22 protein-coding genes and 1 tRNA gene are annotated in these 25346 nt (G+C 34.4%); 15 read left to right on the top strand and 8 right to left on the bottom strand.

The window, feature by feature from the left end:
* The first annotated feature begins 20 nt into the window (after positions 1–20).
* Entirely contained in the window at positions 21–1037 is a 1017-nt protein-coding gene (locus ACEN2N_RS08610; protein ID WP_286813589.1) for a LacI family DNA-binding transcriptional regulator, read from the top strand.
* 1 nt (position 1038) lies between these two features.
* Here ACEN2N_RS08610 and ACEN2N_RS08605 read toward each other — a convergent pair whose 3' ends face one another.
* Complete coding sequence (locus ACEN2N_RS08605; RefSeq protein WP_441823945.1) at positions 1039–2412, bottom strand: Gfo/Idh/MocA family protein; 1374 nt, start codon at positions 2410–2412, stop codon at positions 1039–1041.
* Positions 2413–2548: 136 nt separating this feature from the next.
* Between ACEN2N_RS08605 and ACEN2N_RS08600 the strand changes: the two genes are divergently transcribed.
* The 4 genes from ACEN2N_RS08600 (at position 2549) to ACEN2N_RS08585 (ending at position 7346) form a co-directional block, all read left to right on the top strand.
* On the top strand, positions 2549–3931 hold the full coding sequence (locus ACEN2N_RS08600) for a sialate O-acetylesterase (protein WP_441823944.1): 1383 nt from the start codon (positions 2549–2551) through the stop codon (positions 3929–3931).
* Between the two features lie 131 nt (positions 3932–4062).
* Positions 4063–5784 (top strand): GMC family oxidoreductase, encoded by a 1722-nt coding sequence (locus ACEN2N_RS08595; protein WP_424001070.1) that lies wholly within the window; start codon positions 4063–4065, stop codon positions 5782–5784.
* Between the two features lie 3 nt (positions 5785–5787).
* On the top strand, positions 5788–6510 hold the full coding sequence (locus tag ACEN2N_RS08590; protein WP_441823943.1) for a gluconate 2-dehydrogenase subunit 3 family protein: 723 nt from the start codon (positions 5788–5790) through the stop codon (positions 6508–6510).
* Positions 6511–6521: 11 nt separating this feature from the next.
* The gene (locus tag ACEN2N_RS08585; protein ID WP_441823942.1) at positions 6522–7346 is read left to right on the top strand and encodes a sugar phosphate isomerase/epimerase family protein; all 825 of its coding nucleotides are present in this window, start codon (positions 6522–6524) and stop codon (positions 7344–7346) included.
* Between the two features lie 84 nt (positions 7347–7430).
* Here ACEN2N_RS08585 and ACEN2N_RS08580 read toward each other — a convergent pair whose 3' ends face one another.
* Positions 7431–8555 carry a glycoside hydrolase family 130 protein gene (locus tag ACEN2N_RS08580; protein WP_441823941.1) on the bottom strand — a complete coding sequence of 375 codons (1125 nt, stop codon included), beginning with the start codon at positions 8553–8555 and terminating at the stop codon, positions 7431–7433.
* A 108-nt stretch (positions 8556–8663) separates the two neighbouring features.
* Here ACEN2N_RS08580 and ACEN2N_RS08575 point away from each other — a divergent pair, with 108 nt between their 5' ends.
* From ACEN2N_RS08575 to ACEN2N_RS08555, 5 genes are all read left to right on the top strand, one after another.
* Entirely contained in the window at positions 8664–9431 is a 768-nt protein-coding gene (locus tag ACEN2N_RS08575; protein ID WP_441823940.1) for a M15 family metallopeptidase, read from the top strand.
* A gap of 15 nt (positions 9432–9446) precedes the next feature.
* Positions 9447–10358, top strand: coding sequence for an alpha/beta hydrolase (locus tag ACEN2N_RS08570; RefSeq protein ID WP_441823939.1), 912 nt, complete (start codon positions 9447–9449; stop codon positions 10356–10358).
* A gap of 173 nt (positions 10359–10531) precedes the next feature.
* Positions 10532–10605 (top strand) — tRNA-Pro (locus ACEN2N_RS08565).
* A 957-nt stretch (positions 10606–11562) separates the two neighbouring features.
* The gene (locus tag ACEN2N_RS08560) at positions 11563–11739 is read left to right on the top strand and encodes a hypothetical protein (RefSeq protein WP_441823938.1); all 177 of its coding nucleotides are present in this window, start codon (positions 11563–11565) and stop codon (positions 11737–11739) included.
* Between the two features lie 177 nt (positions 11740–11916).
* Positions 11917–13998, top strand: a complete 2082-nt coding sequence (locus ACEN2N_RS08555) for a tetratricopeptide repeat-containing sensor histidine kinase (RefSeq protein WP_441823937.1) — start codon at positions 11917–11919, stop codon at positions 13996–13998.
* A 358-nt stretch (positions 13999–14356) separates the two neighbouring features.
* Here ACEN2N_RS08555 and ACEN2N_RS08550 read toward each other — a convergent pair whose 3' ends face one another.
* The 4 genes from ACEN2N_RS08550 to ACEN2N_RS08535 form a co-directional block, all read right to left on the bottom strand.
* The gene (locus ACEN2N_RS08550; protein WP_441823936.1) at positions 14357–15628 is read right to left on the bottom strand and encodes an MgtC/SapB family protein; all 1272 of its coding nucleotides are present in this window, start codon (positions 15626–15628) and stop codon (positions 14357–14359) included.
* 11 nt (positions 15629–15639) lie between these two features.
* Complete coding sequence (locus ACEN2N_RS08545; protein WP_441823935.1) at positions 15640–17322, bottom strand: ABC1 kinase family protein; 1683 nt, start codon at positions 17320–17322, stop codon at positions 15640–15642.
* A 90-nt stretch (positions 17323–17412) separates the two neighbouring features.
* Positions 17413–17631 (bottom strand): hypothetical protein, encoded by a 219-nt coding sequence (locus tag ACEN2N_RS08540; RefSeq protein ID WP_441823934.1) that lies wholly within the window; start codon positions 17629–17631, stop codon positions 17413–17415.
* Positions 17632–17657: 26 nt separating this feature from the next.
* A complete protein-coding gene (locus ACEN2N_RS08535) occupies positions 17658–18113 on the bottom strand; it encodes a hypothetical protein (RefSeq protein WP_441823933.1) in 456 nt (151 codons plus the stop codon).
* 191 nt (positions 18114–18304) lie between these two features.
* On the opposite strand from ACEN2N_RS08535, the gene ACEN2N_RS08530 reads away from it, so the two are divergent.
* The 5 genes from ACEN2N_RS08530 (at position 18305) to cls (ending at position 23218) form a co-directional block, all read left to right on the top strand.
* On the top strand, positions 18305–18463 hold the full coding sequence (locus ACEN2N_RS08530) for a hypothetical protein (protein ID WP_441823932.1): 159 nt from the start codon (positions 18305–18307) through the stop codon (positions 18461–18463).
* A 234-nt stretch (positions 18464–18697) separates the two neighbouring features.
* On the top strand, positions 18698–19780 hold the full coding sequence (locus tag ACEN2N_RS08525) for an efflux RND transporter periplasmic adaptor subunit (protein WP_441823931.1): 1083 nt from the start codon (positions 18698–18700) through the stop codon (positions 19778–19780).
* The gene (locus tag ACEN2N_RS08520; RefSeq protein ID WP_441824131.1) at positions 19777–21039 is read left to right on the top strand and encodes an ABC transporter permease; all 1263 of its coding nucleotides are present in this window, start codon (positions 19777–19779) and stop codon (positions 21037–21039) included. Before ACEN2N_RS08525 ends, ACEN2N_RS08520 begins: the two co-directional genes overlap by 4 nt.
* A gap of 10 nt (positions 21040–21049) precedes the next feature.
* Positions 21050–21739 (top strand): ABC transporter ATP-binding protein, encoded by a 690-nt coding sequence (locus ACEN2N_RS08515; RefSeq protein WP_441823930.1) that lies wholly within the window; start codon positions 21050–21052, stop codon positions 21737–21739.
* A gap of 69 nt (positions 21740–21808) precedes the next feature.
* On the top strand, positions 21809–23218 hold the full coding sequence (gene cls / locus ACEN2N_RS08510; protein WP_441823929.1) for a cardiolipin synthase: 1410 nt from the start codon (positions 21809–21811) through the stop codon (positions 23216–23218).
* Positions 23219–23227: 9 nt separating this feature from the next.
* Here cls and ACEN2N_RS08505 read toward each other — a convergent pair whose 3' ends face one another.
* A complete protein-coding gene (locus tag ACEN2N_RS08505) occupies positions 23228–23866 on the bottom strand; it encodes a hypothetical protein (protein WP_441823928.1) in 639 nt (212 codons plus the stop codon).
* 109 nt (positions 23867–23975) lie between these two features.
* A complete protein-coding gene (locus ACEN2N_RS08500) occupies positions 23976–25346 on the bottom strand; it encodes an MBL fold metallo-hydrolase RNA specificity domain-containing protein (protein WP_441823927.1) in 1371 nt (456 codons plus the stop codon).

Below are 25346 nucleotides of genomic sequence, written 5' to 3'. Positions count from 1 at the left end.
TTCTTTTGTAGTTATAAATTATGAAAAAAGTAACTCTAAAGGATATTGCCGGACATTTTAAGGTGTCTATTTCAACCGTTTCTAAAGCGATTAATGACAGTCATGAAATTAGTAGTGACCTTAAGCTTAAGATACAGACATATGCAAAAGAAAAGCACTATAAGCCCAATAGACTTGCACTTAATTTATTGAACCGAAGTACCAAAACTATTGGTGTGGTTGTGCCTAACATATTAAATTACTTCTTTGTCCAAGTACTGTATGGTATAGAGAAAGTAGCCAATGAAAGTGGCTATAATATCATTAGCTGTATTAGTAACGAATCTAAAGCGAAAGAAACAAAAACGCTTGAATTTTTTGACGCAGGTACTGTAGATGGCGTTATCATGTCTTTAGCGGAAGAAAGCCAGAACGAAGACAAACACGATGCATTAATAGATGTTATTAATAACGATATTCCCGTAGTTCTTTTTGATAGGGTTTCAGACAACGTACAATGCGATAAAGTTGTGGTTGATGATCTTGAGGCAGGATATAAAATTACCAAATACCTAATTAATATTGGCTGTAAAAATATCGCGGTAGTTAACCCTATATCTAGTTCAAGTGTAGGGAAATTAAGGCTTTTAGGCTATAAGAAAGCGCTAGAGGAATTTGAGATGCCTTTTGATCCTAAATTGATTATTAATCTTACGGTTAAAGATGATTTAGATTTGTTAATGTCATTTTTACTTAATTATAAAACTATAGAAGGTATTATCGGTATAGATGAACTTATTGCTGTTCAAGTATTAGAAGTAGTAAAAGCAAGAGGGTATAATGTGCCTAATGATATTTCAATTATTGGCTTTACCAACGGACAGTTGTCAAAATACGTAACTCCGTCTTTGACTATGGTAAGTCAGCATGGCAAATATATAGGTGAACTTACAGCTAAGTTGTTGATAAACAGAATTAAAAACCCCGGTTTACCATACGAAACTAAAATCGTTAAAACGAGTTTACTTGTTAGGGACTCTACTAAAAAACTACAGTAATTTATACCGTATCTGGGTGCGGGTGTTTCCATTGCCCACGATAATCGCGTTGCAATAGAGCGGTAGCTTCTGGGTCGCTCAATACTGTTCTGCTTTGTGGGTCATAGATTAAAGGTCTTTTCAAATCCATCGATAAATTTGCCAAAATACAGCTAGCTGTAGAAATATGGCCGTTTTCAATATCGGCCACTGGTGTAGTGTTGTTTTGTATGGCATTCAAGAAATCTATCATATGCCTTCGCGTAGCAGGTGCCGCATGCAGTTCAATGTCTTTTTCGGTGAGATCTTCAGGATATTTATCTTTCTCATAAACCACATCAAATCGAATAGAATCGCTGCCATCTACGGGAATAAATTCCGCTTTCATCACATCACCTTTTAGAACACCTTTTTCACCATAGATTTTAAAAGCCCACGGATAATCTGTGTCATCTGGGTTTCCCCATGTTCTATGCTGCCAATTACAATTATGGTCCTCATACTCAAATACGGCAGATTGTGTGTCAGATATGTTCGATTTTCCATCTTTTTGAACAAAAATTCCACCTTCAGAACTAATACGTTTGGGCCATCCTAAGTCAAGCATCCAACGAACGGTATCTAGCATGTGTACACACATATCACCTGTAATTCCGTTTCCATATTCTCGAAACGTACGCCACCATCTTTTGTGGGGCAGACCATCGTAAGGTCTCATAGGTGCGGGACCTGTCCACATTTCATAATCAAAGAAATTAGGCACTTCTTGCTCTGGCGGATTACCATTTGCGCGCATGTGGTAATAGCAACTCATATCTACATGACCAATAGTGCCTAGCATTCCGGTATCAATAATTTGTTTTTTAGCGGCTACAAGATGCGGAGTACTTTTTCGCTGTGTACCCACTTGAACCACTTTGTTATATTTTCTAGCAGCAGCGACCATTGCTTCACCTTCCATAACATCTACGCTAATCGGTTTTTGAACATAAACGTGAGCTCCAGATTTTAGTGCTTCAATACACGTTAATGCATGCCAATGATCTGGCGTACCAATAAGTACAATATCTAGACTATTGCTTTCTAGCATGGTTCTATAGTCAGTGTAGAGTTTAGGCTTCTTTTTATTTTTTTGCCGCTCAGAAACTAATTGTGCCGCAGTGTTTAGTTGATTTGTATCAACATCACAAAGTGAAACCACTTCTACATTTGCTACTTGTATAAGACGTAATAAATCGCTCGTACCATACCAACCAGTGCCAATAAGAGCTACTTTTTTAGGCTTTTCGTTTGCGAAAAACTGGATTCCGAAGGCGGGTAAAGAAGTAAATAGTAGCGATGCCGATGCTGCTTTAATAAAATTTCGACGCTTTAGTAATGTTGGTTGGTTAGACATGTTGGTTTTTAGGGGCTAATGAATATGGTAATTATAAGAGTCAAGATAGTAAATCCTTTAAAAATAAAACTCAATGTTTGTGAATTTGTTAATGTGAGGCATATTTAGTTATATTTAAATCAAAATTTTATCAATTATGATGAATTTACGTTTTAACCTGATGATACTGTGCCTATTGGTAACAACTTTTGCCAAAGCTGAGATTACACTACCTAAGATATTTTCAAATGAAATGGTATTGCAACGAGAGAGTGATGTGTTGTTGTATGGTTGGGCAGATCCCAACGAAGAATTTACGATTTATACAAGTTGGAACGATGAAAGCCTTGCCGTCAAAACAGGCAATGATGCAAAATGGGAAATCAATGTAAAAACACCTGCTGCAGGCGGACCGTTTCAAATAATCTTTAAAGGAAAACAAAACGAAATTACCTTGAAAGATATTTTGATAGGTGAGGTGTGGCTTTGCTCTGGGCAAAGTAATATGGAGTGGAGTGCAAACAGCAAAATTGCGAACAGAGATTTTGAAGTCGATAATGCCAATTACCCAAATATCCGATTGTTTACGGTAGCGAAGAGAACTGCAGAATATCCACAAGAAGATGTGGCAGGTACTTGGGTTGCTTGTTCACCTGAAACCATGCAAGATTTTAGTGCAGTTGCGTATTTTTTTGCAAGAAAAGTTCAAAAAGAATTGAATATTCCGATAGGATTAATAGATAACGCATGGGGAGCTTCAAGTGCTGAAGTGTGGACACCAGAGTCTGTTTTTGAAGCACACCCTGAATTGGTCGAAGCTCACAAAAAAATAGAGCCTAACAAATGGGTATCGGTAGAGAAGTCATCTTTGTATAACGGTATGGTAGCCCCGTTGACGAAGTTTAAAATAGGCGGCACGATTTGGTATCAAGGAGAATCAAATACTGCGAATGCCAAAAGCTACCAAAAGCTTTTTACGAATATGATTACTTCTTGGCGAGCAGAATGGAAAGATGATTTTCCATTTTATTATGTTCAAATAGCGCCATTTAAATATGATCACGAATTTGCTGGCGGCATAGTTCGAGATCAGCAACGAAAGGCAATGTCACTAGAAAATACAGCCATGGCAATGACGAGTGATATTTGTACAATCGAAGATATTCACCCATTAAACAAACAAGATGTAGGTTTGAGATTAGCGAATATTGCACTTAAAAATCACTACAGGTTATTACAAGATCAAGAAGTTTATGGTCCGTTATACGATTCTTTTGAAGTAGACGGCAATCAATTAAAAGTGAAGTTCAGCAATGCTGACGGATTAAATAATAAAGGAAAGAAAATAACACTTTTTGAAGTTTCGAATGCTGTGGGAGAATGGTTTCCTGCGAAAGCAAAATTGAAGAATAATGAAATAGTAGTAAGCTCAAAGGAAGCAAAAAATCCGACTGGGGTACGATATGCTTTTAAAAGTACAGATGTAGGTACTTTGTTCAATGCCGCAGGTTTGCCGGCTTCAACTTTTGTAAGCGAATAACAATATTGCTAAAAACGGACTATTGTGCTTATAAAGTGTCCGTCCGTCCAGTAACGATGGTTATTCAGCTAAAAACACAGGTTCTTATTTTAATAAATAGTTAAATTGTAATCAATAACTAATTTCAAATTATGCAGATAAAGGAATCCTCAGAAATCTTTGATGTAATCATTGTAGGTTCAGGAGCTGGTGGTGGTATGGCTACCAAACAATTGGCAGATGCAGGTTTAAACGTAGCTGTTGTTGAAGCGGGTCCGTTTTTTGACCCAGCTGATCCAAAGACCATGACGCAATTAAAACAACCATATGATTCTCCAAGAAGAGGGGCAGGTACAGATAGAGCTTTTGGTGAATGGGATATGTCATGGGGAGATTGGGAAGTAGAAGGAGAACCATATACACATGCAGAAGGAACTGAGTTTAAGTGGTGGCGTGCAAGAATGCTCGGAGGACGAACTAATCATTGGGGGCGTATTTCTTTACGTTTCGGACCAAAAGATTTTAAAGGGAAAACCCGTGATGGCCATGGAGATGACTGGCCAATAGGATACGAAGATGTTAAACCATATTACGATAAATTAGACAAGTTAATTGGTGTTTTTGGCACCAATGAAGGCAGAGAAAACGATCCTGACGGATTCTTTCTTCCTCCCCCGAAACCAAGATTGCACGAATTATTTTATATCAATGGCGCAAAGAAGTCAAACATACCGGTGATACCAGGTAGACTTTCGATGTTGACCAAAAGAATAAATGAAGATCGTGGGGTTTGTTTCTATTGCGGGCAATGTGGCAGATCATGTCAAATATATGCCGATTTCTCATCAGGTAGTTGTTTGATCTTTCCGGCACAAAAAAGTGGTGGTAAAGTAAAACTATTTGTAAATGCCATGGTGCGTGAAGTTACCACCAATGCTGAAGGTAAGGCAACAGGCGTATCGTACATCAACAAAGAAGATAGAAAAGAATATAAGCTTAGAGGTAAAGTAGTAGTATTAGCAGCATCTGCATGTAGTTCTGCACGAATACTTTTAAACTCTAAAAGTAAGCAACACCCTAACGGACTAGGTAATAGTAGTAATCTAGTAGGTAGGTATTTACATGATTCTACAGGATCTGGAGCTGCAGGTGTAATACCGGGCTTATTAAATAGAAAGACCTCTTACAACGAAGATGGTGTAGGTGGTATGCACGTATACTCACCATGGTGGGGCGATAATTCTAAACTGAATTTTCCAAGAGGATATCATATAGAGGTATGGGGCGGCATGAGTCAGCCAAACTACGGTTTTGGTTGGGATCCAAATGCATTGAACCAGTACTTCGGATTAAAATCTGGAGGATATGGAGAAAGCTTACGTGATGATGTAAAGAAGTACTACGGTGCCGTAATAGGTTTTGGTGGTCGTGGAGAAGCAATCGCTTACAAAGATAATTACTGTGAAATTGACCCTACAACGGTAGATCAATTCGGTATACCAGTTTTGAAGTTCAACTATAAGCATTCAGAATACGAAGTGAATCAGGCGAAGCATATGCAAGATTCTTTTGAGGAGATTATTCATAATATGGGTGGTCATTACTTAGGTGAAAAGCCAGGTAAGGATAAAGATTACGGATTGAACAAACCAGGTGAGATTATTCACGAAGTAGGTACCACTAGAATGGGAGATGATCCTAAAACATCGGTGACCAATAAGTTTCAGCAGTTACATGATGCCGACAATGTATTTATAGTAGATGCAGGTGTTTTTGTATCTCAAGCAGATAAAAACTGTACTTGGACGATTATGGCCCTTTCATGGAGAGCATCAGATTATATCATTGAACAATTAAAGGCACAAAATATTTAGATTATGGATAGAAGAAAGAGTTTACAAACTTTAATACTCGGTGGTGCTGCGGCAACTTCTGGGCTAGTCTTCAATTCATGTAAGACTGAAAATGGTGAATCTGTAGATGAGGTGATTTCAACCAGCAGCGATAAGTTTTTTGGTAGAACGCCAGAAGAATTGAATCGTATAGAAAAATTAAATGCAGAGCAATTGTTTAACGAGCATGAAATGGAAACTATTGCAGCTTTAAGTGTAGTGATACTTCCACCAAAAGAGCCACATGGTGGTCCTATAGAGGCAGAAGTGCCAGCGCTTGTAGAATTTATGGGTAAAGATATTCCAGAAATGGCTCCTACACTTTTAGGTGGTTTAATGTGGTTAGATCATAAAAGTAATACGGAGTTTGGTACTGAATTTAAGTCGGCTACTTTAGAGCAGAAAAAACAGATTTGCGATGAAATCTGCTGGCATGATATCGAGAAACCACTAAGCGAGCAACCATTAGAAATTCAATTTTTCTATACCATGCGTGGCTTGACCGTTACGGGGTATTATACTTCTAAAGTTGGTATTGCAGATTTAGGATATAAAGGAAATTCACCTAATGTTTGGGATGGTGTACCGCAAGATGTACTTGACCAGCATGGTGTTGCCTATGACCCAGAATGGATTGCAAAATGCGTAGACCAAAGTCAACGTAACGTTATGGCAGAGTGGGATGACGAAGGAAATTTACTTACATAATTAATATCTCGATGATAAAAAAAGTAATGATTGCCACTATCTTTTTGGGTAGTAGTTTTTTAGCGCAAGCCCAAGAGGTAGGTTTACAGTTATATAGTCTTAGAAATCAATTTAAAATGGATGTTTCTAACACCCTAGGATTGATCAATGAATGGGGATTAACCAAAATCGAAGGTGGCGAAACTTATGATATGCCATTGGAAGATTTTAAAGCTTTATTAGCAGAAAATGATCTAGAGATGGTCAGTGTAGGTGCAGGCTTTGACGATTTAGAAAATGATGTAGATAAGGTTATAAAAAATGCCAAAGATTTCGGTGCTACATATGTAATGTGCGCATGGGTACCTCACGATGATAACAAATGGGATCTAGAAGAAACAAAACACGCCACAGAAGTTTTCAATAAGGCAGGAAAGAAGCTGAAAGAAAACGGACTCGTACTGGCGTATCACCCACATGGGTATGAATTTAGACCTTATGAAAATGGTACTTTATTCGATTACATGGCTAACAATGCAACTCATTTTACATTTGAATTAGATGTTTTTTGGGCACAACATGGAGGTGCAGATCCGCTAGCGCTAATGAAGAAATATCCAAAGAAAATTACATTATTACATCTAAAGGATATGGAAAAAGGTATTGAAGGAAATAATACCGGTCATGAAGAAGATGATACCAATGTTGTTTTAGGAACAGGGCAAATAGATATTGCCGGAGTAGTTGCTGAAGCTAAGAAATTAGGCATTGAATATATGTTCATAGAAGATGAGTCTAAGAATGTAGTCACTCAAGTACCTAAAAGCTTAGTTTATCTAAGTCAACTTGAAGAATAGAACCAATTACCAATACCAACCATTAGTCCCTATTTCATTTTTGAAGCAGGGGCTTTTTTTATTTAAATAAGTAGTATAATTTATTTATTCCTTAACTGCTAAGCCAACCATAGAATCTGCTGTTCCATAATACAGAAACCATTTGTCATTGAAATATACCAAGCCTTCAATAAAAGTTGTTCCAGCTTTATATTGACCACTTATTTCGTGCGGTAGACTAGGACAGATGAAAGGAGTATCTAATCGCTTTATCAATTTTGTAGGATCATTTTTATCAAATAAAGCTTGACCACCACAATATGTACCTTCTGGGAACTTACTTGTTGCTCCCTCACCACTTAAGTTTTTTCCGTTATATAATAATAAAATACCATGTTCTGTATATAAAGCAGGTGGTCCAGGTTCGGTTAAGTGACTATCGAATTCATTTAAAGATGGCGTAAAACTATGTAGTAATTCATCTTTTTCATTTAATGTAGGTTCCCAATCCACACCATTTATAGAAGTAGCAAGGTTCACAAACAATTCGCCCCAATACATTAAATACTTACCATTTATTTTTTTTGCAATTAGTCTGCCATTAATCAACTCGGTAACAATTGATCCAGATTTGCTCCATTCGTCCAAAAACTTACCGTCGTAAGCATCTTCAAACACAGGACCTTGTTTTGTCCATTCTTTAAGGTCGGTAGATGTAGCGCTAGATAAACGGGCAATATCTTTGTTCCAACTTGTATAGAGCATAATATACGTACCGTCAGGTGTTTCTATAATGCGTGGGTCTTCAATACCACCAGGTTGATCATATTGAGAAAATTCGTCATTGTCAGGGAAAAGTACAGGAGTAGGGTGTTTGGTGAAATTTATACCATCAACACTATAGGCTAAACCTATTCGAGAAGTTCTATGCCCTAAAATAGCTTTAGGATTATCTTCTGCCCTAAATAGCAGAAATACAGTGTCGTTTTTTACTATTGCACCCGGATTAAAAACATCGGCTTTTTGCCATTGAACCTCTTTTTTAGAAATAGGATCTAAGAAAGTATAAGAAGAATCTGCTTGCATTATAGGGTTCTTATCTGTTTTTTCAAAACCTAATAACCAAGGCGATTCTACTGCTTCGGTTGTTGTAGTAAATGATTTCTTTTCATTTTTACAGGAGACACAAAAAATAGCAAGGGTTAAAATTAGGAATAGGTTGTTGTTCATGGTTTTTAGTTAAATTGCTGTAATTAAAGGTTTAAGTAAGGTAGACAAATTTCTATCAGAATGAACACTATTTAGTATAATATATTGAACACCAAAAGAGTATAGAAAATGAGTTCGTTGATTATTTTAAAATACAACTATTTAAGCTATAAGTGCTTGCTTATTATCATCATCAGTTTCTTATTCTTACAATCTTGTAAGGACAATGCTAAATCTGTAAAAGCAGAAACGGCAACTACTGATGTAGAAATTAACGAAGATTCTATTTCCAAAATAGAACCAATAGCCATAAAAATTGAGAAGCAAGTTACACCGTTGACTTCTTTAAAAGATACAACATTTGTACGCTTAGCAGATTATAGCAATGGTTTTGCCTATGATTTACGATACGCAACCGATAATAATTTTTTAAAGGAAAAAGTATACGATTGTGCAGAATGCTATACAAGAGTAAAAACTGTAAAGGCTTTATTAAAAGCTAATGAAGAGTTTAAAAAGAGCGGAGTAAAAATAAAGTTTTATGATTGCTACAGACCTAATTCTGTACAATACAAAATGTGGAAAATAGTACCTAATCCGCAATATGTTGCCAACCCCGTAAAAGGTTCTATACATAATAAAGGTGGTGCGGTAGATATAACTTTGGTTACTTTAGAAGGGGAGGAGCTGGATATGGGAACTGATTTTGATTTTTTTGGAAAAAGGGCCTATCACGATAATTTTGACTTACCAAAAGAAATTCTTGATAATAGGAAACTATTAAAAAGCACCATGGAAAAATATGGGTTTTGGTCTACCAGAACAGAATGGTGGCACTATAACTTACAAGGAGCATCGCATGACCCTATCGCTAATTTTAAATGGAATTGTGAATAGTATAAATTATATGATATGAAAAACACACTATTGCTGTTATTGTTGCTAATGGTAAACAGCTTCTTTGCTCAAGATACTATTATGCAGTTATGGCCTAAAGATAAAATACCTAATCACTTAAAAAGTGTGGAAAAAGAAATGCATGAGCAAAATGAAATTTTGCGAATTAGTAAAGTTCAAGTCCCAACAATTGAGGTGTATTTACCATCAAAACGAGATGCTACAGGAGAGGCGGTTTTAATTTTTCCTGGCGGAGGGTATGGAATATTAGCCTATGATTGGGAAGGTACAGATATTGCAAAATTTTTGAACAGTAAGGGTATTGCAGGTATAGTGGTAAAATATCGTTTACCATCAGATATTTCGCAAACCGAAAAAAAGTACGTACCACTTTTAGATGCTCAAAGAGCGGTAAGGCTTGTTCGCGGTAATGCTGAAAAGTTTAATATAGAGCCGAATAAAATAGGAATTATTGGATTTTCAGCTGGCGGTCATTTAGCATCTACATTGGGAACGCATTTTAACGAAAAAGTGTATAAAGATGTTGATGATATTGATAAAGAAAGTGCACGTCCAGATTTTATGGCATTGATGTATCCTGTAATATCATTTGGCGAAATGACACATCAAGGTTCAAAGAAGAATTTGATAGGGGAAAACCCAACCACCGAATTAGTCAATTATTTCTCAAATGAAAAACAAGTTACAGAGCAAACGCCACCAACTTTTTTACTCCACGCTACAGATGACACCGTAGTACCTGTAGAAAATAGCTTGTTATTCTATAAAGCAGTAAAGAATAAAGGAGTTTCTGCAACGATGCATATTTACCCAAAAGGCGGTCACGGCTTCGGGTTAGGCTTGCATGATGAGCATTTGAAAGATTGGGGTGAGCGAATGATAGACTGGATGATTTCTTTGAGATAGTATTTCAAGTTTTGATAAAAGATCGATTCTAATCTTCAAAACTTCTCTATTTTTGCAATCAGAATTTTCGGGATGTAGCCCTTCGACTTCGCTCAGGATAAACTGCACTACAGTTCATTTTAAGGTGTTGAAAAACTACGTAATATTTTGGAGATTAATTTCCATTTAAATTTCGGGATGTAGCGCAGTCCGGTAGCGCACTCGGCTGGGGGTCGAGTGGTCGCAGGTTCAAATCCTGTCATCCCGACTGAATAAGAAAATGAACTGTGATAACAGTTCATTTTTTGTTTCCAAAAACGTCATAAACATAGTTTATGAAAGTGGTTAGGAACAAAAAATGAAAAGGCGATAGCCTTTATTTTGTTATTTGCAACGAGGGTTCATTAGGATTATCTAAAATTCAATTCTGTCTAGTTTTTGTAAACGATTGGGAACAAAAAATGAAAAGGCGATAGCCTTTATTTTGTTATTTGCAACGAGGGTTCATTAGGATTATCTAAATCCTTTTCTGTCTTGTTTTTGTAAAAGATTGGGAACAAAAAATGAAAAGGAGGTAACATTCATTTTGTTATTTGCAACGAAGGTTTATTAGGATTATCTAAATCCAATTCTGTCTAGTTTTTGTAAACGATTGGGAACAAAAAATGAAAAGGCGATACTAGTTTTTTAATATTTCAAATAAAAAGACAATTACAACAACATGAGGTGTACTCAATTATAATTGATTCTATTTTAAAATAGTTTGTGTAACGTAGTATTTAGGTTACGTTTTAGGGAAAGTGAAAAACAGGATACCAATAGCCAATAAGAAGTATTCTACCTAATTTGGATATGAATATGAGCTTAATAAAGTATAAACAGGGGTTGAAGGAAAATACATTTTAATATGTGATATTATTATGGAGTCTCGCTTTATTTATATAAGCGATAATTACAAAAAGTGAGTAGGGGAATTTTGTTGCTTAATTAATTGTTTATAAGGTAATTAAGTTATTTTATTTAAGGATGAAAGTGCTGTGAAAATCAATAATGATATATAACATATAGGTATTCCTTAATCAGTTTTAGGGCATTTTGCTTTAACTATAAACTGCCGTACCGATGCCACTAAAACAATTAGTATTGCACTACCAGTAAATATGAAGAAAATGAGATTCGATTTTTAAGCAAATGCGAAATAAAGGGAAGTATAAAACATATTAGGATGATTAAACAGGCGGGCACAGCCCCAAATTTGGGGCACCCATTAGGTATGTCAGGTACAAGAATTTTACAAGTGACTATTAATGAATTGATTCGGTCTGGTGGACGGTATGCATTAGCTACCTTGTGTGTTGTTATGGGTTATGTGACTATTCTTGAAAACTGTTTTAAAAAATAGAATTAAATTTAATGATCTTATAATTTAAAATCAATATTAGTTAAACTACATAAATGTAGTATTTAACCTACAGAAAAGGTTTAATGGACAACTATAATTAGTATAGGCAATGATGAATGATAACTTTGTATAAAGTATAAAGTATAAAGTATAAAGTAAAAAAAGAAAACACCATTCATGCTACTAGGTAAAAGTTCAATTGAAATAAATTATTTAGGTTTAAAGATTATACTGATGCTATGTTTGTGGCTTCCGTCTATAAATTCAAATGCCCAAATTGTTTCAAATGATAGTACAAGCACTAAACTGAAAGCTTTTAGAGCAACTCCAAATTATAAACAGGATACCCTCTACATAGATTTTTTATATGAACTAGCGAGAAAAAGTGCAATCTATGATTTAGACAGTCTGTCCAAGTTGGCAAAGGAGACTATTGATCTAAGCAAATCTATAAATTATACAAAGGGAGAGGCGATAGGCTATCTAAGCATGGGGTCATATTATTCAGAAACTGGGCAACGCGAAAAGGCCATTGAAAGTTTCTCAAAGGCTCTTGATAAAGCTAAATCCATAAATGAAATAACACATATATTGAGGGCTAAAAACCTTCTAGCTATTGAATATGAATACAATGAAGAATATGCAAAGGCTTTACGGGAGTATTTAGAAGGTATTGAGCTAGCAAAACAAACCAAATCTTATAACAATCTTTCTACTTTATATGTAAATATTTCCAATTTATACAGCAGTCAAAAAGAAATGCAGCAATGTATCTATTTTTTGAAACTAGCACAGGAAAACAATAAATTAGTAAATGACGATTATATTAAAGGTTTGACCTTGGCTAATTTGGCAGCAAGCTATATTGATATCAATGATTTGGAAACCGCTGGTAGTTACGTTGATGAAAGTATTTCCATTTTTGATAAAATTAATTTAGAAAGTTGGCAAATGTATGCTTATGAATTAAAAGCTATAATTTATAACCAACAAAACCAACCCAGTTTAGCATTACAGTGGTTTAAGAAAAGTGAAAAAATTCATGAGTCCATAGATCAAACCAGATATAAAATACCACTATATAATGGTATTGCTAAAGCTTATTACAAATTAGAAGATTTTAAAACTTCTGAAGGTTATGCCTTAAAGGCGTTAGAAATATCAAAAACCATGAATCTTCTAGAGGATCGTGATATAACTCTTCAAATTCTATATGATATTAATAAGACGGTTAATGCGCCAATAAAGGCATTGACCTATTTAGAAGACTTGAAAACATTATCTGACACACTAAACATCAAAAAGAACGAAAGGGAGCTACGTATATTAAAATCCAATCTTGAATTTGACCAAGAAAAAGAAAGATATATTATAGAAAACGAAAAGAAAGTTGCCCAACAAAAATATTATTTCTATGCTGCTCTTTTTGTTCTTTTATCTGCATTGGTAATCATCTTTATTCTTAGAAGAAATAATACTGTTCAAAATCGATTAAATAATAAACTTACCCAACAATCTATTCAATTAAAGAAAAAAGAAACCTTCTTAAGAAATTCTAACAATACAAAAAGTAGATTATTCTCGATTATTGCCCATGACTTAAAAGGACCTATAAACTCATTTAAATCTATGTTTGATTTGGTGAATTCTGGTGATATGAGTTCTTCTGATTTTATGAATTTTGCACCATCGATGTCGAAAAACATAAACAATATTTCATTTACGCTTGATAATTTACTTTCCTGGGGTCAATCTCAAATGGATGGTATGGTAACCAAACAAGAAGTTACAAATATCAAATCTATAGTTGATGAAAACATTGGGTTACTTTCAAAAAGTTTTAGTCAAAAATCAATAATAGTCGAAAGTAAAATTGATAATCACGTTTTGACATGGTCAGATAAAAATCAAATAGGAATTGTCATTAGAAATATTCTTAGTAATGCCTTAAAATTCACCCCTGAAAATGGTACGATTAAGATTGGAGCTAATGATAAGAATGAATTTTGGGAAATTTGGTTTCAAGATACTGGGGTGGGTTTAACTAAAGAATCACTTGAGAAAATATTCTTCAAGGAAGAAACATTTACCACTTACGGCACTAATAACGAGAAAGGTACCGGCTTAGGGCTAATGTTATGTAAAGAAATGGTTGAAAAAAATGAAGGGAGCCTTAGGGCTGAAAGCATTGTGGGTAAGGGCACTTGCTTTTACTGTACTATTCCAAAAGCCATCGATAAATTAAAAGATTTAACCTAGTGGAATTTCCGATTAAGTTTTTATCTAGCGTTTCATTATTCATTTCTTATTTAGTAAAACGTTAGAAAGCATGGGTAGCGTACCAGCACATCTCCAGGTCAAAACTTTCTGTATAGATAAATTCAGAATCAATATATTTCTTCTTCTAATTAATTGGTTTAGTGAATTATGATTATTATTCAGCATGGTATTATTAATTCTAATATTTATGACGATTAAATATTCATACGATCACTTAAGCCAATATTAGTTTTTTAAAAAACTTCGTAAATAAAATTTGGCAGAACATTAATGTACTCTATCTACTATTTCTTTCTTGTAGTGAAACCTGAAAAGGTACTTCCGTAATTAAATTACCTCAATTAGCAATCACAGCATATAAAACGCCAATTACTATAATACCTGTAAAAGTATAGCCCACTAATTTACCGGCGACTTTTGAACCTTTAAATATCGTAATGCCCAACTTAACAAGCATGTTACTCATGACGGCGGTGACAATAACAGAAGATGCTAGCTTTATTTTTTCTGAGTCAGATGCAAATTTCGTAAGGCTAATAGTTATAGCATCGGTATCTGCCAAACCAGCAATTAGGGCTGAATAATACAGTCCGCTTTCTCCAAAGAATTGATTACTGTAAAAAACTGCAAAAAGAATGACAACATAAATAAAACCGAACCCGATTGCATTAAGAAGGTTCATTGGGTTGCCAAGGTTAATATTCGTGTCCGGTTTATTGGTATCCTCTTTGATTAGAACAAGAGATATTACAAAGCAAATTACAGAGAATACAGCAAAAGGTATGGCTACGTACATGAAGAGTGCACTATTGAATATGAAGGTCAATAATGCGAGTCGCGGAAACATAATTGCCGAGGCAATGATGATACCGGCGGCATATTTTTTAGACAGTTCAGGAGATTCAATGCTTCGCGATGCATAGCTCCAAGTTACCGCGGTACTTGAAATGAGTCCGCCGAGAATAGCGGTTAATAGAATTCCCTTTTTAGAACCTACAAATTTGACCAGAAAATAACCAATGAAGTTTAAGAAAGATACAATCACTATAATAGACCCAATTTCAAACGGATTAATCAATTCATTAGAGCCGTAATTATAATTGGGTAAAAAGGGTAAAATCAATAAAGCGATAATAGAAAATTTTATTAAGGCAAAAAGTTCGTCTGATGTAATATTTCTAATAACGGTATGAAAACGTGTTTTAAGAGAAAGTAATGTCACAATAATTACAGCAGTAGCAACCGCATTTCTATAATATTCTGCAGATACCATTAACCCTAATATAAGGGTTGCAATCAAAGCTATGTTGGTGGTAAAACTTCTTTCGTATGCTGCAGTCTCTTTATTTAAATGATTGAATCCTAAAAAGAAAATGAAGGCACCTAAACCAATAATAGGCAACCAAGTTGTGTAGATTTCGGTAAGGCTACCTAATGTAAAACCTAAAATAGCCACAATAGGGAATGCTCGTATACCTGCAAAGCCCTTATCTTCTTTTAGGTTATTATATTCTCGCTCGAGTCCGAGAATAAGACCTATGCCCAAACTAATAAGCACCCCTAGAATATACGGGTCTAATACTTTTATTATTTTATCAACTTCATCCATGTATTTACCGTTTAAAATTGATCATTTCTGAAAATAGAAATGATAATATAAAAACCTAATATAGCAGATAGCACAAACCCAATAGCACCCAAAAGGGGTATTCCATTGATTAACGGTGGCATTTTTGCCATTACCAATAATGATGAACCTATTGAAAGTGCAGCGATGATCACTGAGAATACCAAACGGTTTACAGCCTTACTTGTAGCAGTCTGAAATTCTTTAAGACCTTTATGTTCGTGTACAATTTCTAACTTGCCATCTTTTATTTTTTTTATGATGGTGTTTATATCGTCGGGCAGTGTATCTGCTAAGGCATTTATATCTTTTAAACGGTTCAGGTTCTTTTTAAACAGGTATTTTAAACTAAATCTTTTTCTTAAAATCTTTGCGGTATAAGGTTCTAGATTTTTGGTGATATTAAATTCGGGATCAAGTTTAAGACCGACACCTTCAATAAGAACAATACCTCTTATGAGCATATATAGATAGTGGGGAATTATAATTTTATTCTCATATAGCACAATTTTAAACTGCGATAAGGTATCGCCGAGTTTAATATTTTGAATGGCAGTATTGCTAATACCTTCTAATAATTGATAAAGGTCTTGTTCTAGTTTTTTATAATCGGGTATGTTAGTTCTAATAGCAATTTTCTCAAGTAAAGTGATTATTTTTTTAACGTCTTTACTTAAGAAATAGAGTAAAAGGTCATTTATAGATTCTTTTTCGTTAGATAGAATAGTACCCATCATTCCGAAATCTAAAAAGCATATTTGTCCGCTTTCCGGAAGTATAAATATATTACCAGGATGCGGGTCTGCGTGAAAAAAACCAAAATCTAATATCTGTTCAATATAAAGGTCTACACCAATTTTAGCAACCGCTTTTGGGTTTATATTAGCTGCAATCAATGCTTCAACATTAGATACTTTAATGCCATCTATAAACTCCATACAAATAATTTTATCTGTAGAAAGTTCTTTATAAACTTCTGGAACATGAATAAACTCGTTACCCGCAAAATTTTGGGCAAAACGTTTTGTGTTATCTATTTCTCTTGCAAACTGAAGTTCTTCTTTAATACTGCGTTCAAAAGATTCTATAATACGAATAGGTTGTAAAGCTTTTGCCTGTGTGCTGTATTTTTCAAGACTATCTGCGACCTGCTTCATTACCATAAGATCAGCTTCAATAATCTCGGTGATATTTGGTCTTTGAATTTTTAAAATTACCTCATTACCATTTACGAGTTGCGCTAGATGTACCTGTGCCAATGATGCTGCTGCTAAAGGCTCTAATTCAATTGTAGTAAAATACTTGAATTTTTCAATACCTAATTCTTCTTCAATAGTAGTTACAACATCGAAGTCTTTAAGTTTGGGTACATGATCTTGTAATTTTTCTAGCTCTTCTATCAACTCAATAGGAAGCATGTCTTCGCGAGTACTAAAAATTTGTCCGAGTTTTACATAGGTGGGTCCTAGTTCCTCTAGTACCATTCTTATACGTTCATATTTAGAAAAGGAAAGATTTGTTTTCGTCTCCGGATGTTTTTCTAAATATGAATTGGGAATTATTTTTAGGATAGGACTATGTGATAGCACATCTTCAAACCCATATTTAACCAATACGTTAAATAGGGTAGCATAGCGCTTTATTTCTTGTTGAGTAGGAATTCTTAAAATGGCCATGGTATTTGGTATATTACGCTGTTTTATTTCAAATTAAGCATTTGGAATAATAGGAATTTTAGCTGTAGAAAACTTTTAAGAATAAGATAATTAGTATATCGAACTCTTATGCTCGTCTAAATAATGATATAACATTTGTTTCAAGCTTTCTAAATATTCTTGCATAACAACCTTATTCATATGTGGATGTTGACTCACAGGCAAGGTCATAGGGTTTTCATCTAATGAACGATATAGTTCTGGATAGTTGGTTTCTATATTGGTAGTTAGCGCTGTAATTTCATTTAATACTTTGTGTAATTGCTTCATCTTTTATTTATTTAGAAAATATATTTTTAAGTTACCAGACCTAATCGTTTTACCATTTCTTCACCATTAATAACATGTTCGGTGATAGCGAAAACTTCTTTTCGATTTGCCCTGAATTGTTTTACGAATAGTGTTAGGTCATCTTCGAGTTGCTCATGTTCAGTTCTAAAAGTATGAGAATCATAAGCAAAAGGGTTATCTATTAACTCAGCTAAATGATGTAGGTGTCTATCGATTTGTTTTGCCAAAGTATCACATTTCTTATCTGTATCAATAAGGCTTACTTCAATTTCTCGAACCATATCAATATTATCTTTCTTGGCGATCCACATAAAGTATTTATCTATTAAATGATGTAAAAACTTTAAGTCTTCATTGTAGAAAGCCATATCTGATTTCCAATGTTCGGTCAATGCATAGAGCGATTTCCAGTCAGATTCATGTATATAATTGTCTTTAGGTCTATTTCTATAATTGCTCATGTTTTCACGTATTAGTTTATCTATAAAGTTATAATCCTATTGGTTGAAAATTTATGACCAAAATCATGAATGGTTAAAGCATGCATGATTGTTACGCTATAAAGAAAAAATCTAAGAAAAAGGCAAGTTCTGTAAAGAAGAAAGAAATAAAGAGAAAGACTAACTCAAGTAATTTTAAATTAGGTCAAAAGATGAAAGCAGCGATTAAACAAGTTACAAAATCAGCTAAAAAAATAGATGATTTAAAGTACAAGTTGAAGAAAGCTAAAAAGAAAAATGCAAATAAAAGTACAATCAAAAGAATAAAAAGCAAGCTAAGCGTCTCTGTTAAAAAACGAAAAGTAAGCTGAAAAAACTTAGAAAATTTTTTACATCATATAGAAAAACCGAAATGGAAATTTTGGTTTTTTTATGCTCTGTATTTAATAGTTTCCTTTAAATATATAGTAAACGATACTAAAGTATTAGAGAACTTCATTTACAAAACACTAACGTATTTATGAGATGATTCTTCTACGCATGATTTTACTCATATTATACCTGAAAGATTTCCTGTTATTTTGAATTGTAATAATCTATAATTCATGCGATATCTGAACATTAGTGTACTGTTTCTTCTATTTCTTTCTTGCGGAGAGAAACAAGAAAAGGTGCTTCCGCAAAAATCTCAATTGATATCTTCAGTATATGCGTCAGCCACTATTCAACCAGATAGCATATATCAAGTTTACGCCGTTGTGGCCGGTATTTTAGATGATAACCTAGTAGAAGAAGGAGATTTGGTTAAGAAAGGAGACGCTATTTTACAGGTGAATAACCGCACTCCTCTATTAAATTCAGAAAATGCGTATTTAACCTTACAGCAGTCCAAAGAAAATTTTCAAGGAAATGCTGCTATTTTAAAAAGTATTGAAGACGATATTTATGCTGCACAACTTAAATTCAATAATGATTCTATCAATTTTGCTAGGCAGAAACGACTTTGGGATCAACATATAGGTTCAAAAGCAGAGTTTGATACCCAAAAGTTAGCCTATGAGCTTTCAAGAAATCAATTACGTCATCAAAAGTCTACTTACGCAAGAACAAAGAATGATTTAGAAACAGCTTTGCAACAGGCTAAGAACAGCTATTCGTCCTCAAAAATCATAGCAGAAGATTATACCATTAATAGCAAGATCAACGGTAAGGTTTATGCCTTGTTTAAAGAGCCTGGTGAGTTAATTAATACGCTAGAACCGTTAGGGGCAATAGGCAGCGCTACCGACTTTAAAATAGAAATGTTGATAGATGAGGTAGATATCATTAAAATTAAATTAGGTCAGAAAACATTAATAATCTTAGATGCATACCCAATGGAAGTGTTTACGGCTTCGGTGAGTAAAATATATCCACAAAAAGACGAAACATCACAAACATTCAAGGTTGAGGCACTATTTAAGAGCCAGCCCCAAGTATTATATCCTGGTCTTGCCGGCGAGGGTAATATTGTAATTTCAGAGAAAGAAGATGCACTTACCATACCTAGAGAATATTTAGTCGATGGTAATAAAGTAATAACAGAAGATGGTACGGTAACCGTAGAAGTCGGAGCGGAAAACTTAGAAAGGGTCGAAATTATTTCAGGTATTACCGAAAATGATATGATTTTAAAGCCAGTTAAATAATGAATTGGCCCGTTATACTAAATATCGCCAAAACACATCTTCTGACCAAGATGAAATCTACCGCAACGGCAGCGTTGGGGGTTACTTTCGGTATAGGTGCTTACATTACCATGGTAAGTTTTATGACCGGTCTAAACGATATGTTAGATGACTTGGTATTGAACCAAACTCCACATATTCATTTGTATAATGAAATAGAACCGACCATTGATCAGCCAGTTTCGCTGTATGAGCAGTTTAATAACTCTGTTCAAATGATCAGTTCTATAAAACCAAAAAGCGGGCAAAAAAAGATTCATAATGCGCTTCCTATTTTAGACCATTTAAAACAAATGGGAGAGGTAAAAGGAGCTACGGCACAAGTACGTGCACAAATATTTTATTTATCCGGTTCTATAGAATTGTCTGGTAATTTAATAGGTGTTGACATTATGGAGGAAACACGGCTTTCTAATATGCGCGATTATATCATTGAAGGTACCCCGGAAGCTTTGAATACTATGGATAACGGAATTTTATTGGGCTCAGGTCTTGCCAGTAAAATGTCATTGAAAATTGGCGATAGAGTGCAGATTGGTACTGCAAGAGGAGCTGTTTTTCCATTGAAAATAGTAGGTATTTATCAAAGCGGAGTGGCAGATATCGATAACGCTCAAAGCTATTGTAATTTAAAAACGGTACAGCGAATTTTAGGGGAGGCACAAAACTATATCACAGATATAAATATAAAACTAAACAATATTGAAAATGCCCCAATATTGGCAAAGGGTTTCGAAAAACAATTTGGTGTCACAGCGACCGATATAAACGAGGCAAATGCCCAATTTGAGACCGGTACCAATATTCGTAATTTAATTACCTACGCGGTTTCAATTACGCTTTTAATTGTAGCAGGCTTCGGAATATATAATATTCTTAACATGCTTATTTATGAAAAGATGAAGGATATAGCCATCTTAAAAGCTACCGGTTTTTCTGGTAAAGATGTACAATACATTTTTATGAGTCAAGCAATGATAATAGGCATGGTAGGAGGTGTTTTGGGCTTGGTTTTAGGTTTTGTTTTATCAGTTATTATAGATGGAGTTCCTTTTGAAACGGATGCATTACCAACTATCACTACCTATCCGGTTAATTTTAATTTTATGTATTATGTTATAGGTATTGTCTTCGCGTTGATTTCAACTTTTATAGCAGGGTGGCTTCCATCGAATAAAGCAAAGCATATTGATCCGGTAAAAATAATTAGAGGTACTTAAGCAGTAGTAAATGGATATAGTATTAGAAGCAAAAAATATCAATAAGCATTTTCATAAACCTAAAGATTTTCATGTTTTAAAAGATATTTCCTTTAAAATATTCAATGGGGAATTTGCTTCTATCATGGGTAAATCTGGTTCTGGAAAATCTACGTTGCTTTATATATTGTCAACGATGGATACCGAGTATACCGGCGAATTATTATTGAATAACAAGTTGGTAACCGGTTTGTCTGCAACTAAATTGTCGCTTTTAAGAAATGAAAATATTGGCTTTGTATTTCAGTTTCATTATTTGTTATCTGAATTTAGTGTTATTGAAAATATAATGTTGCCTGCAAAAAAATTAGCTCGAAAAAGTCACCAAGAGATTGAGCATGACGCTTTTCAGAAATTGAAAATGTTAGGTATAGAGTCGTTGGCAAAACAGAAGGCTTCGCGTATTTCAGGTGGCGAAAAACAGCGTGTAGCTATTGCTAGGGCACTAATTAACAATCCATCAATACTTATGGGAGATGAACCGACTGGAAATTTGGATAGTTATAATGCTGACAATGTTTTTAATATTTTTAAGCAACTAAAAGAAGAAGAAGGCTTGTCGTTGCTTGTTGTTACGCATGATGAGGACTTTGCCAAACGAACAGATTACATCATTCAAATGGAAGATGGGCGTATTGTTGGTAAATCGAGTAACTTGTAACAATTCACCTATAACATCTTTTCATTTAATAGCACTAGAATTTAAGGTGATTTCTAGAACAAGAACTTTATGTGGACTTCAATTTTTATTGGTATTTACGTTGTAATAGCATTGTCAATTGTGTTGTCGATTTTGTTATACGGTGCTAAGCCAACTAAAAGTCTGGCATGGCTTTTAACCATTTTTGCATTACCCGTGGGTGGTATTTTTCTTTATTTATTATTGGGTAGAAATAGAAGAAAGTATAAGCTTATTCAGCATCAAAAAGATTTATTCAGTAAACTACCGAAGCCAAATACTGAGCAGATAAACGTTTTTGACGGCAAGTATGGTAAATTAATGACGCTTAGTTATAAAAATTCTCATTTTCCGCCAACATCAGGTAATGATCTTAAAATATTGAAAGATGGTAAAACAACTTTTGAGACCATATTTCATGCCTTGAAAGTTGCAACCAATCGTATTCATATTCAATATTATATTTTTGAAGACGGTGACTTAGCTACTAGGTTACTAAAACTATTTGAGGAAAAAATAGCTCACGGTGTTGTTATTAGATTAATTTATGATGGTATCGGTAGTTTTTCACTAAGTAAAAAATATCTAAAGAAACTTATAGAAATTGGTGTAGAAGTATATTCATTTCTGCCATTTAAGTTTGGTAGGTATTTTTCTTCCTTAAATTTTAGAAACCACCGCAAAATCATCGTTGTAGATGGAAAAGTTGCTTTCACCGGCGGCATTAATGTATCAGATAAATATCTAAAAGGGCAAGTTGGTTTGGGTAAATGGCATGATATGCATTTAAGACTAATAGGTGATGCTGCTACACAACTGGATCAGGTTTTTATGACAGATTGGTACTTGGTCAGTACACAATTATTAGAAGCTATAAAATTACCTCTGAAAACTGCACCAGATCCTAATGCAAATGAATTGGTACAAATAGTTGCCGGTGGTCCAGATGATGATTTTCCGGTGCTAGAACAAACTTATTTTTCTATGATAAATATGGCCAAGAACTATATTTATATCACCAACCCATATATTATACCAGGGCAGGCATTGGTAAGGGCGTTACAGACTGCAGCATTGAGTGGAGTAGATGTTAGGCTGCTTGTATCAGAAAAGGCAGATAACCAGGTGGTAAGTTGGTCAGTTCATTCTTATTTTGAGCTGTTCTTGAAATCAGGTATTAAAATATATCTTTTCCCAGACGGCTTTCTACATAGTAAAATAATGGTGAGCGACGACGCCATATCTTCTATAGGTACAGCAAATTTAGACGACCGTAGTTTTGAACAAAACTATGAGGTAAATGCCATTATGTATCACAAACAAATTGCCAAACAATTAAAAGAAGACTTTTTAAACGATTGTCTTATTAGCAACGAATTGACTTATGATGAATTTATAAAAAGACCTTGGAGTAAAAAGCTGAAAGAAGGTGTCGGCAAAGTGCTAAGTCCGTTGTTTTAGAATCTTGTTTTATTCTACCTGAGAGGTAAATACCAGATCTTGATCTTCCATAGCAACAATGATCATTTTTATGTAATCTTTAATGGCTTTGTTAACATTGTCAGGTTCGGTTATTTCAATGATTCCCCTCCAAATCATAGCTCTTTCTTTACCTTCGCAAATGCAGTATAATGTAGTCTCTGCATGATATATGGTATACTTATCGTAGTAGTTGTCATCGTAATAAATGCCTTGGTGCTCTAAATAATCATCGTTGAATCTAGATTGGTGATCATCCCATCTAGAGATAGATTTTACAAAGCTTTCACGATTTTCAGACCCTATTATTTTAGTAAGTAAAATAGCATCAAAATCTTTATCTAAAAGGCTTTGTTCAACATCGTCAAGTTCTTGTTCGGTCTTGCGAGAATCGGTTAGCGAAATATCGAAAATATCTATACTACGCCATGCTTCAACATCTCTATTTGTAAATTCTTTTTGCAGTTTACTTTCAAAATTTTCTCGTGTATCATCATTTTGTGCCATACCAACGATAAGAACTTTATTTGCGTTGAAAATAACGATATCGGGGTTTTTCCAGTTTTCTACTAAACTAATAGAAGAACAACCCATTAACATTAATGATAAGACTACAATTAACTTTTTCATAAGGCAGGTATATTTAGTACTAATATATGTTGAAGATACTATTTTGAAAAAGTTAGAGATATGACTATTGTCAGTCCATAAACATAACAAACCATATTAATAATGCCTGTTATATCAGTAAATCTATCGTTTCTTCTAACTTCGGTATATGACAGTTCCACCCTTTGGTATCTCTTATTTTTACTTTAAAAGCATCTAAAGCACCTGGTTCTCCATGAATTAGAAAAACATTTTCTGGGGTATTTTTAATACCATCAATAAAATGAAGAAGCTCAGCTTGGTCTGCATGTGCAGAAAGACTCTCAATAAAATGAATACTAGCTTTTACCGGATAATATTTGCCGAATAACTTAAGCTCATGCGTGCCCTCTAACAATTGTCTGCCTCGTGTGCCTTCTGCTTGGTAGCCGACTAATAAAATTCTAGTTTTTGGCTCATCTATTAATTGTTTTAAATAGGTGAGTACACGCCCGCCCGTAACCATACCACTACCGGCAATTACAATTTTAGGCCTTGGATCATCTATAGTTTTCCAAGTATCGGCGTATGATGATGTAATTGTGAAGTGATTGCACATAGCTTTAAAATCGCTTTGGCTAAGCTTATGCCAATCTGTATAATGTTCAAATACATCTAAAACATTACTGCCCATTGGGCTGTCTATAAATATGGGTATGTTAGGTATTTTGTTCTTTTTATATAAATCCCAAAACAAGAACATTAGCAATTGTAATCTTTCAACGGCAAAAGAAGGTATAATCAACGTACCACGGTCATTAATGGTTTTTTGAACCAAATCACTTAAAATTTCAGTGATATTTTCTTTAGGATGTAGTTTGTTGCCATAGGTACTTTCTAAAAACAAATAGTCTGCCCATTCAGGTCTTTCTGGTGGCATTAAAAGTTCATCGTTCAACCTACCAACATCACCTGAGAAAACGAATATTTTTCCGAATATTTCCAATTCAATAAAAGTAGAACCAATGATATGACCGTTATATCTGAATTTAAATCGGATGTTCTCTGAAAGCCGAACCCACTCATCTTTTTTTCTTGCTGAGAATAATTTAGTGGTTTTTTCAGCTTCTAAAATAGTATAAAAAGGAAGTGCTTTAGGGTGTTTAGAAAAGCCTTCTTCATTTGCCTTTTTTGCTTGCTCTTCTTGAATTTTAGCACTATCAAGTAAAATAACACGAGCAACAGATAAAGTAGGGATGGTGCCTATAATGTCACCGTTAAAACCTTCTTTTACCAAACGTGGTAAGTAACCGGTGTGGTCTAGGTGACCATGTGTTAACAACACGACATCTATTTTACTAGCGTCTATAGATAAGGGCACCCAATTTTTTTCACGTAACTCTTTAAGACCTTGAAACATGCCACAATCTATCATAATATTCAGTTCAGGAGTTTCTAAATAAAACTTAGAACCGGTAACCGTACCAGAGGCACCTAAAAATTTTAAACTTACCTTTTTCAT

The sequence above is a fragment of the Maribacter spongiicola genome (assembly GCF_052119685.1).
GTDB classification, from domain to species: domain Bacteria; phylum Bacteroidota; class Bacteroidia; order Flavobacteriales; family Flavobacteriaceae; genus Maribacter; species Maribacter spongiicola_A.
Note: the sequence above shows the minus strand (reverse complement) of the source record. Positions and strands in the feature narration are given on the sequence as shown.

Excerpts from the sequence above, each read along its gene's own strand:
- ACEN2N_RS08530 (WP_441823932.1), top strand. The coding sequence starts at position 18,305 with ATGAAAGCAGCGATTAAACAAGTTACAAAATCAGCTAAAAAAATAGAT.
- ACEN2N_RS08600 (WP_441823944.1), top strand. The coding sequence starts at position 2,549 with ATGATGAATTTACGTTTTAACCTGATGATACTGTGCCTATTGGTAACA.
- ACEN2N_RS08605 (WP_441823945.1), bottom strand. The coding sequence starts at position 2,412 with ATGTCTAACCAACCAACATTACTAAAGCGTCGAAATTTTATTAAAGCA.
- ACEN2N_RS08610 (WP_286813589.1), top strand. The coding sequence starts at position 21 with ATGAAAAAAGTAACTCTAAAGGATATTGCCGGACATTTTAAGGTGTCT.
- ACEN2N_RS08575 (WP_441823940.1), top strand. The coding sequence starts at position 8,664 with ATGAGTTCGTTGATTATTTTAAAATACAACTATTTAAGCTATAAGTGC.
- ACEN2N_RS08585 (WP_441823942.1), top strand. The coding sequence starts at position 6,522 with ATGATAAAAAAAGTAATGATTGCCACTATCTTTTTGGGTAGTAGTTTT.
- cls (WP_441823929.1), top strand. The coding sequence starts at position 21,809 with ATGTGGACTTCAATTTTTATTGGTATTTACGTTGTAATAGCATTGTCA.
- ACEN2N_RS08580 (WP_441823941.1), bottom strand. The coding sequence starts at position 8,555 with ATGAACAACAACCTATTCCTAATTTTAACCCTTGCTATTTTTTGTGTC.
- ACEN2N_RS08535 (WP_441823933.1), bottom strand. The coding sequence starts at position 18,113 with ATGAGCAATTATAGAAATAGACCTAAAGACAATTATATACATGAATCT.
- ACEN2N_RS08555 (WP_441823937.1), top strand. The coding sequence starts at position 11,917 with ATGCTACTAGGTAAAAGTTCAATTGAAATAAATTATTTAGGTTTAAAG.
- ACEN2N_RS08570 (WP_441823939.1), top strand. The coding sequence starts at position 9,447 with ATGAAAAACACACTATTGCTGTTATTGTTGCTAATGGTAAACAGCTTC.
- ACEN2N_RS08550 (WP_441823936.1), bottom strand. The coding sequence starts at position 15,628 with ATGGATGAAGTTGATAAAATAATAAAAGTATTAGACCCGTATATTCTA.
- ACEN2N_RS08500 (WP_441823927.1), bottom strand. The coding sequence starts at position 25,346 with ATGAAAAAGGTAAGTTTAAAATTTTTAGGTGCCTCTGGTACGGTTACC.
- ACEN2N_RS08540 (WP_441823934.1), bottom strand. The coding sequence starts at position 17,631 with ATGAAGCAATTACACAAAGTATTAAATGAAATTACAGCGCTAACTACC.
- ACEN2N_RS08515 (WP_441823930.1), top strand. The coding sequence starts at position 21,050 with ATGGATATAGTATTAGAAGCAAAAAATATCAATAAGCATTTTCATAAA.
- ACEN2N_RS08525 (WP_441823931.1), top strand. The coding sequence starts at position 18,698 with ATGCGATATCTGAACATTAGTGTACTGTTTCTTCTATTTCTTTCTTGC.
- ACEN2N_RS08560 (WP_441823938.1), top strand. The coding sequence starts at position 11,563 with ATGATTAAACAGGCGGGCACAGCCCCAAATTTGGGGCACCCATTAGGT.
- ACEN2N_RS08590 (WP_441823943.1), top strand. The coding sequence starts at position 5,788 with ATGGATAGAAGAAAGAGTTTACAAACTTTAATACTCGGTGGTGCTGCG.
- ACEN2N_RS08595 (WP_424001070.1), top strand. The coding sequence starts at position 4,063 with ATGCAGATAAAGGAATCCTCAGAAATCTTTGATGTAATCATTGTAGGT.
- ACEN2N_RS08505 (WP_441823928.1), bottom strand. The coding sequence starts at position 23,866 with ATGAAAAAGTTAATTGTAGTCTTATCATTAATGTTAATGGGTTGTTCT.
- ACEN2N_RS08545 (WP_441823935.1), bottom strand. The coding sequence starts at position 17,322 with ATGGCCATTTTAAGAATTCCTACTCAACAAGAAATAAAGCGCTATGCT.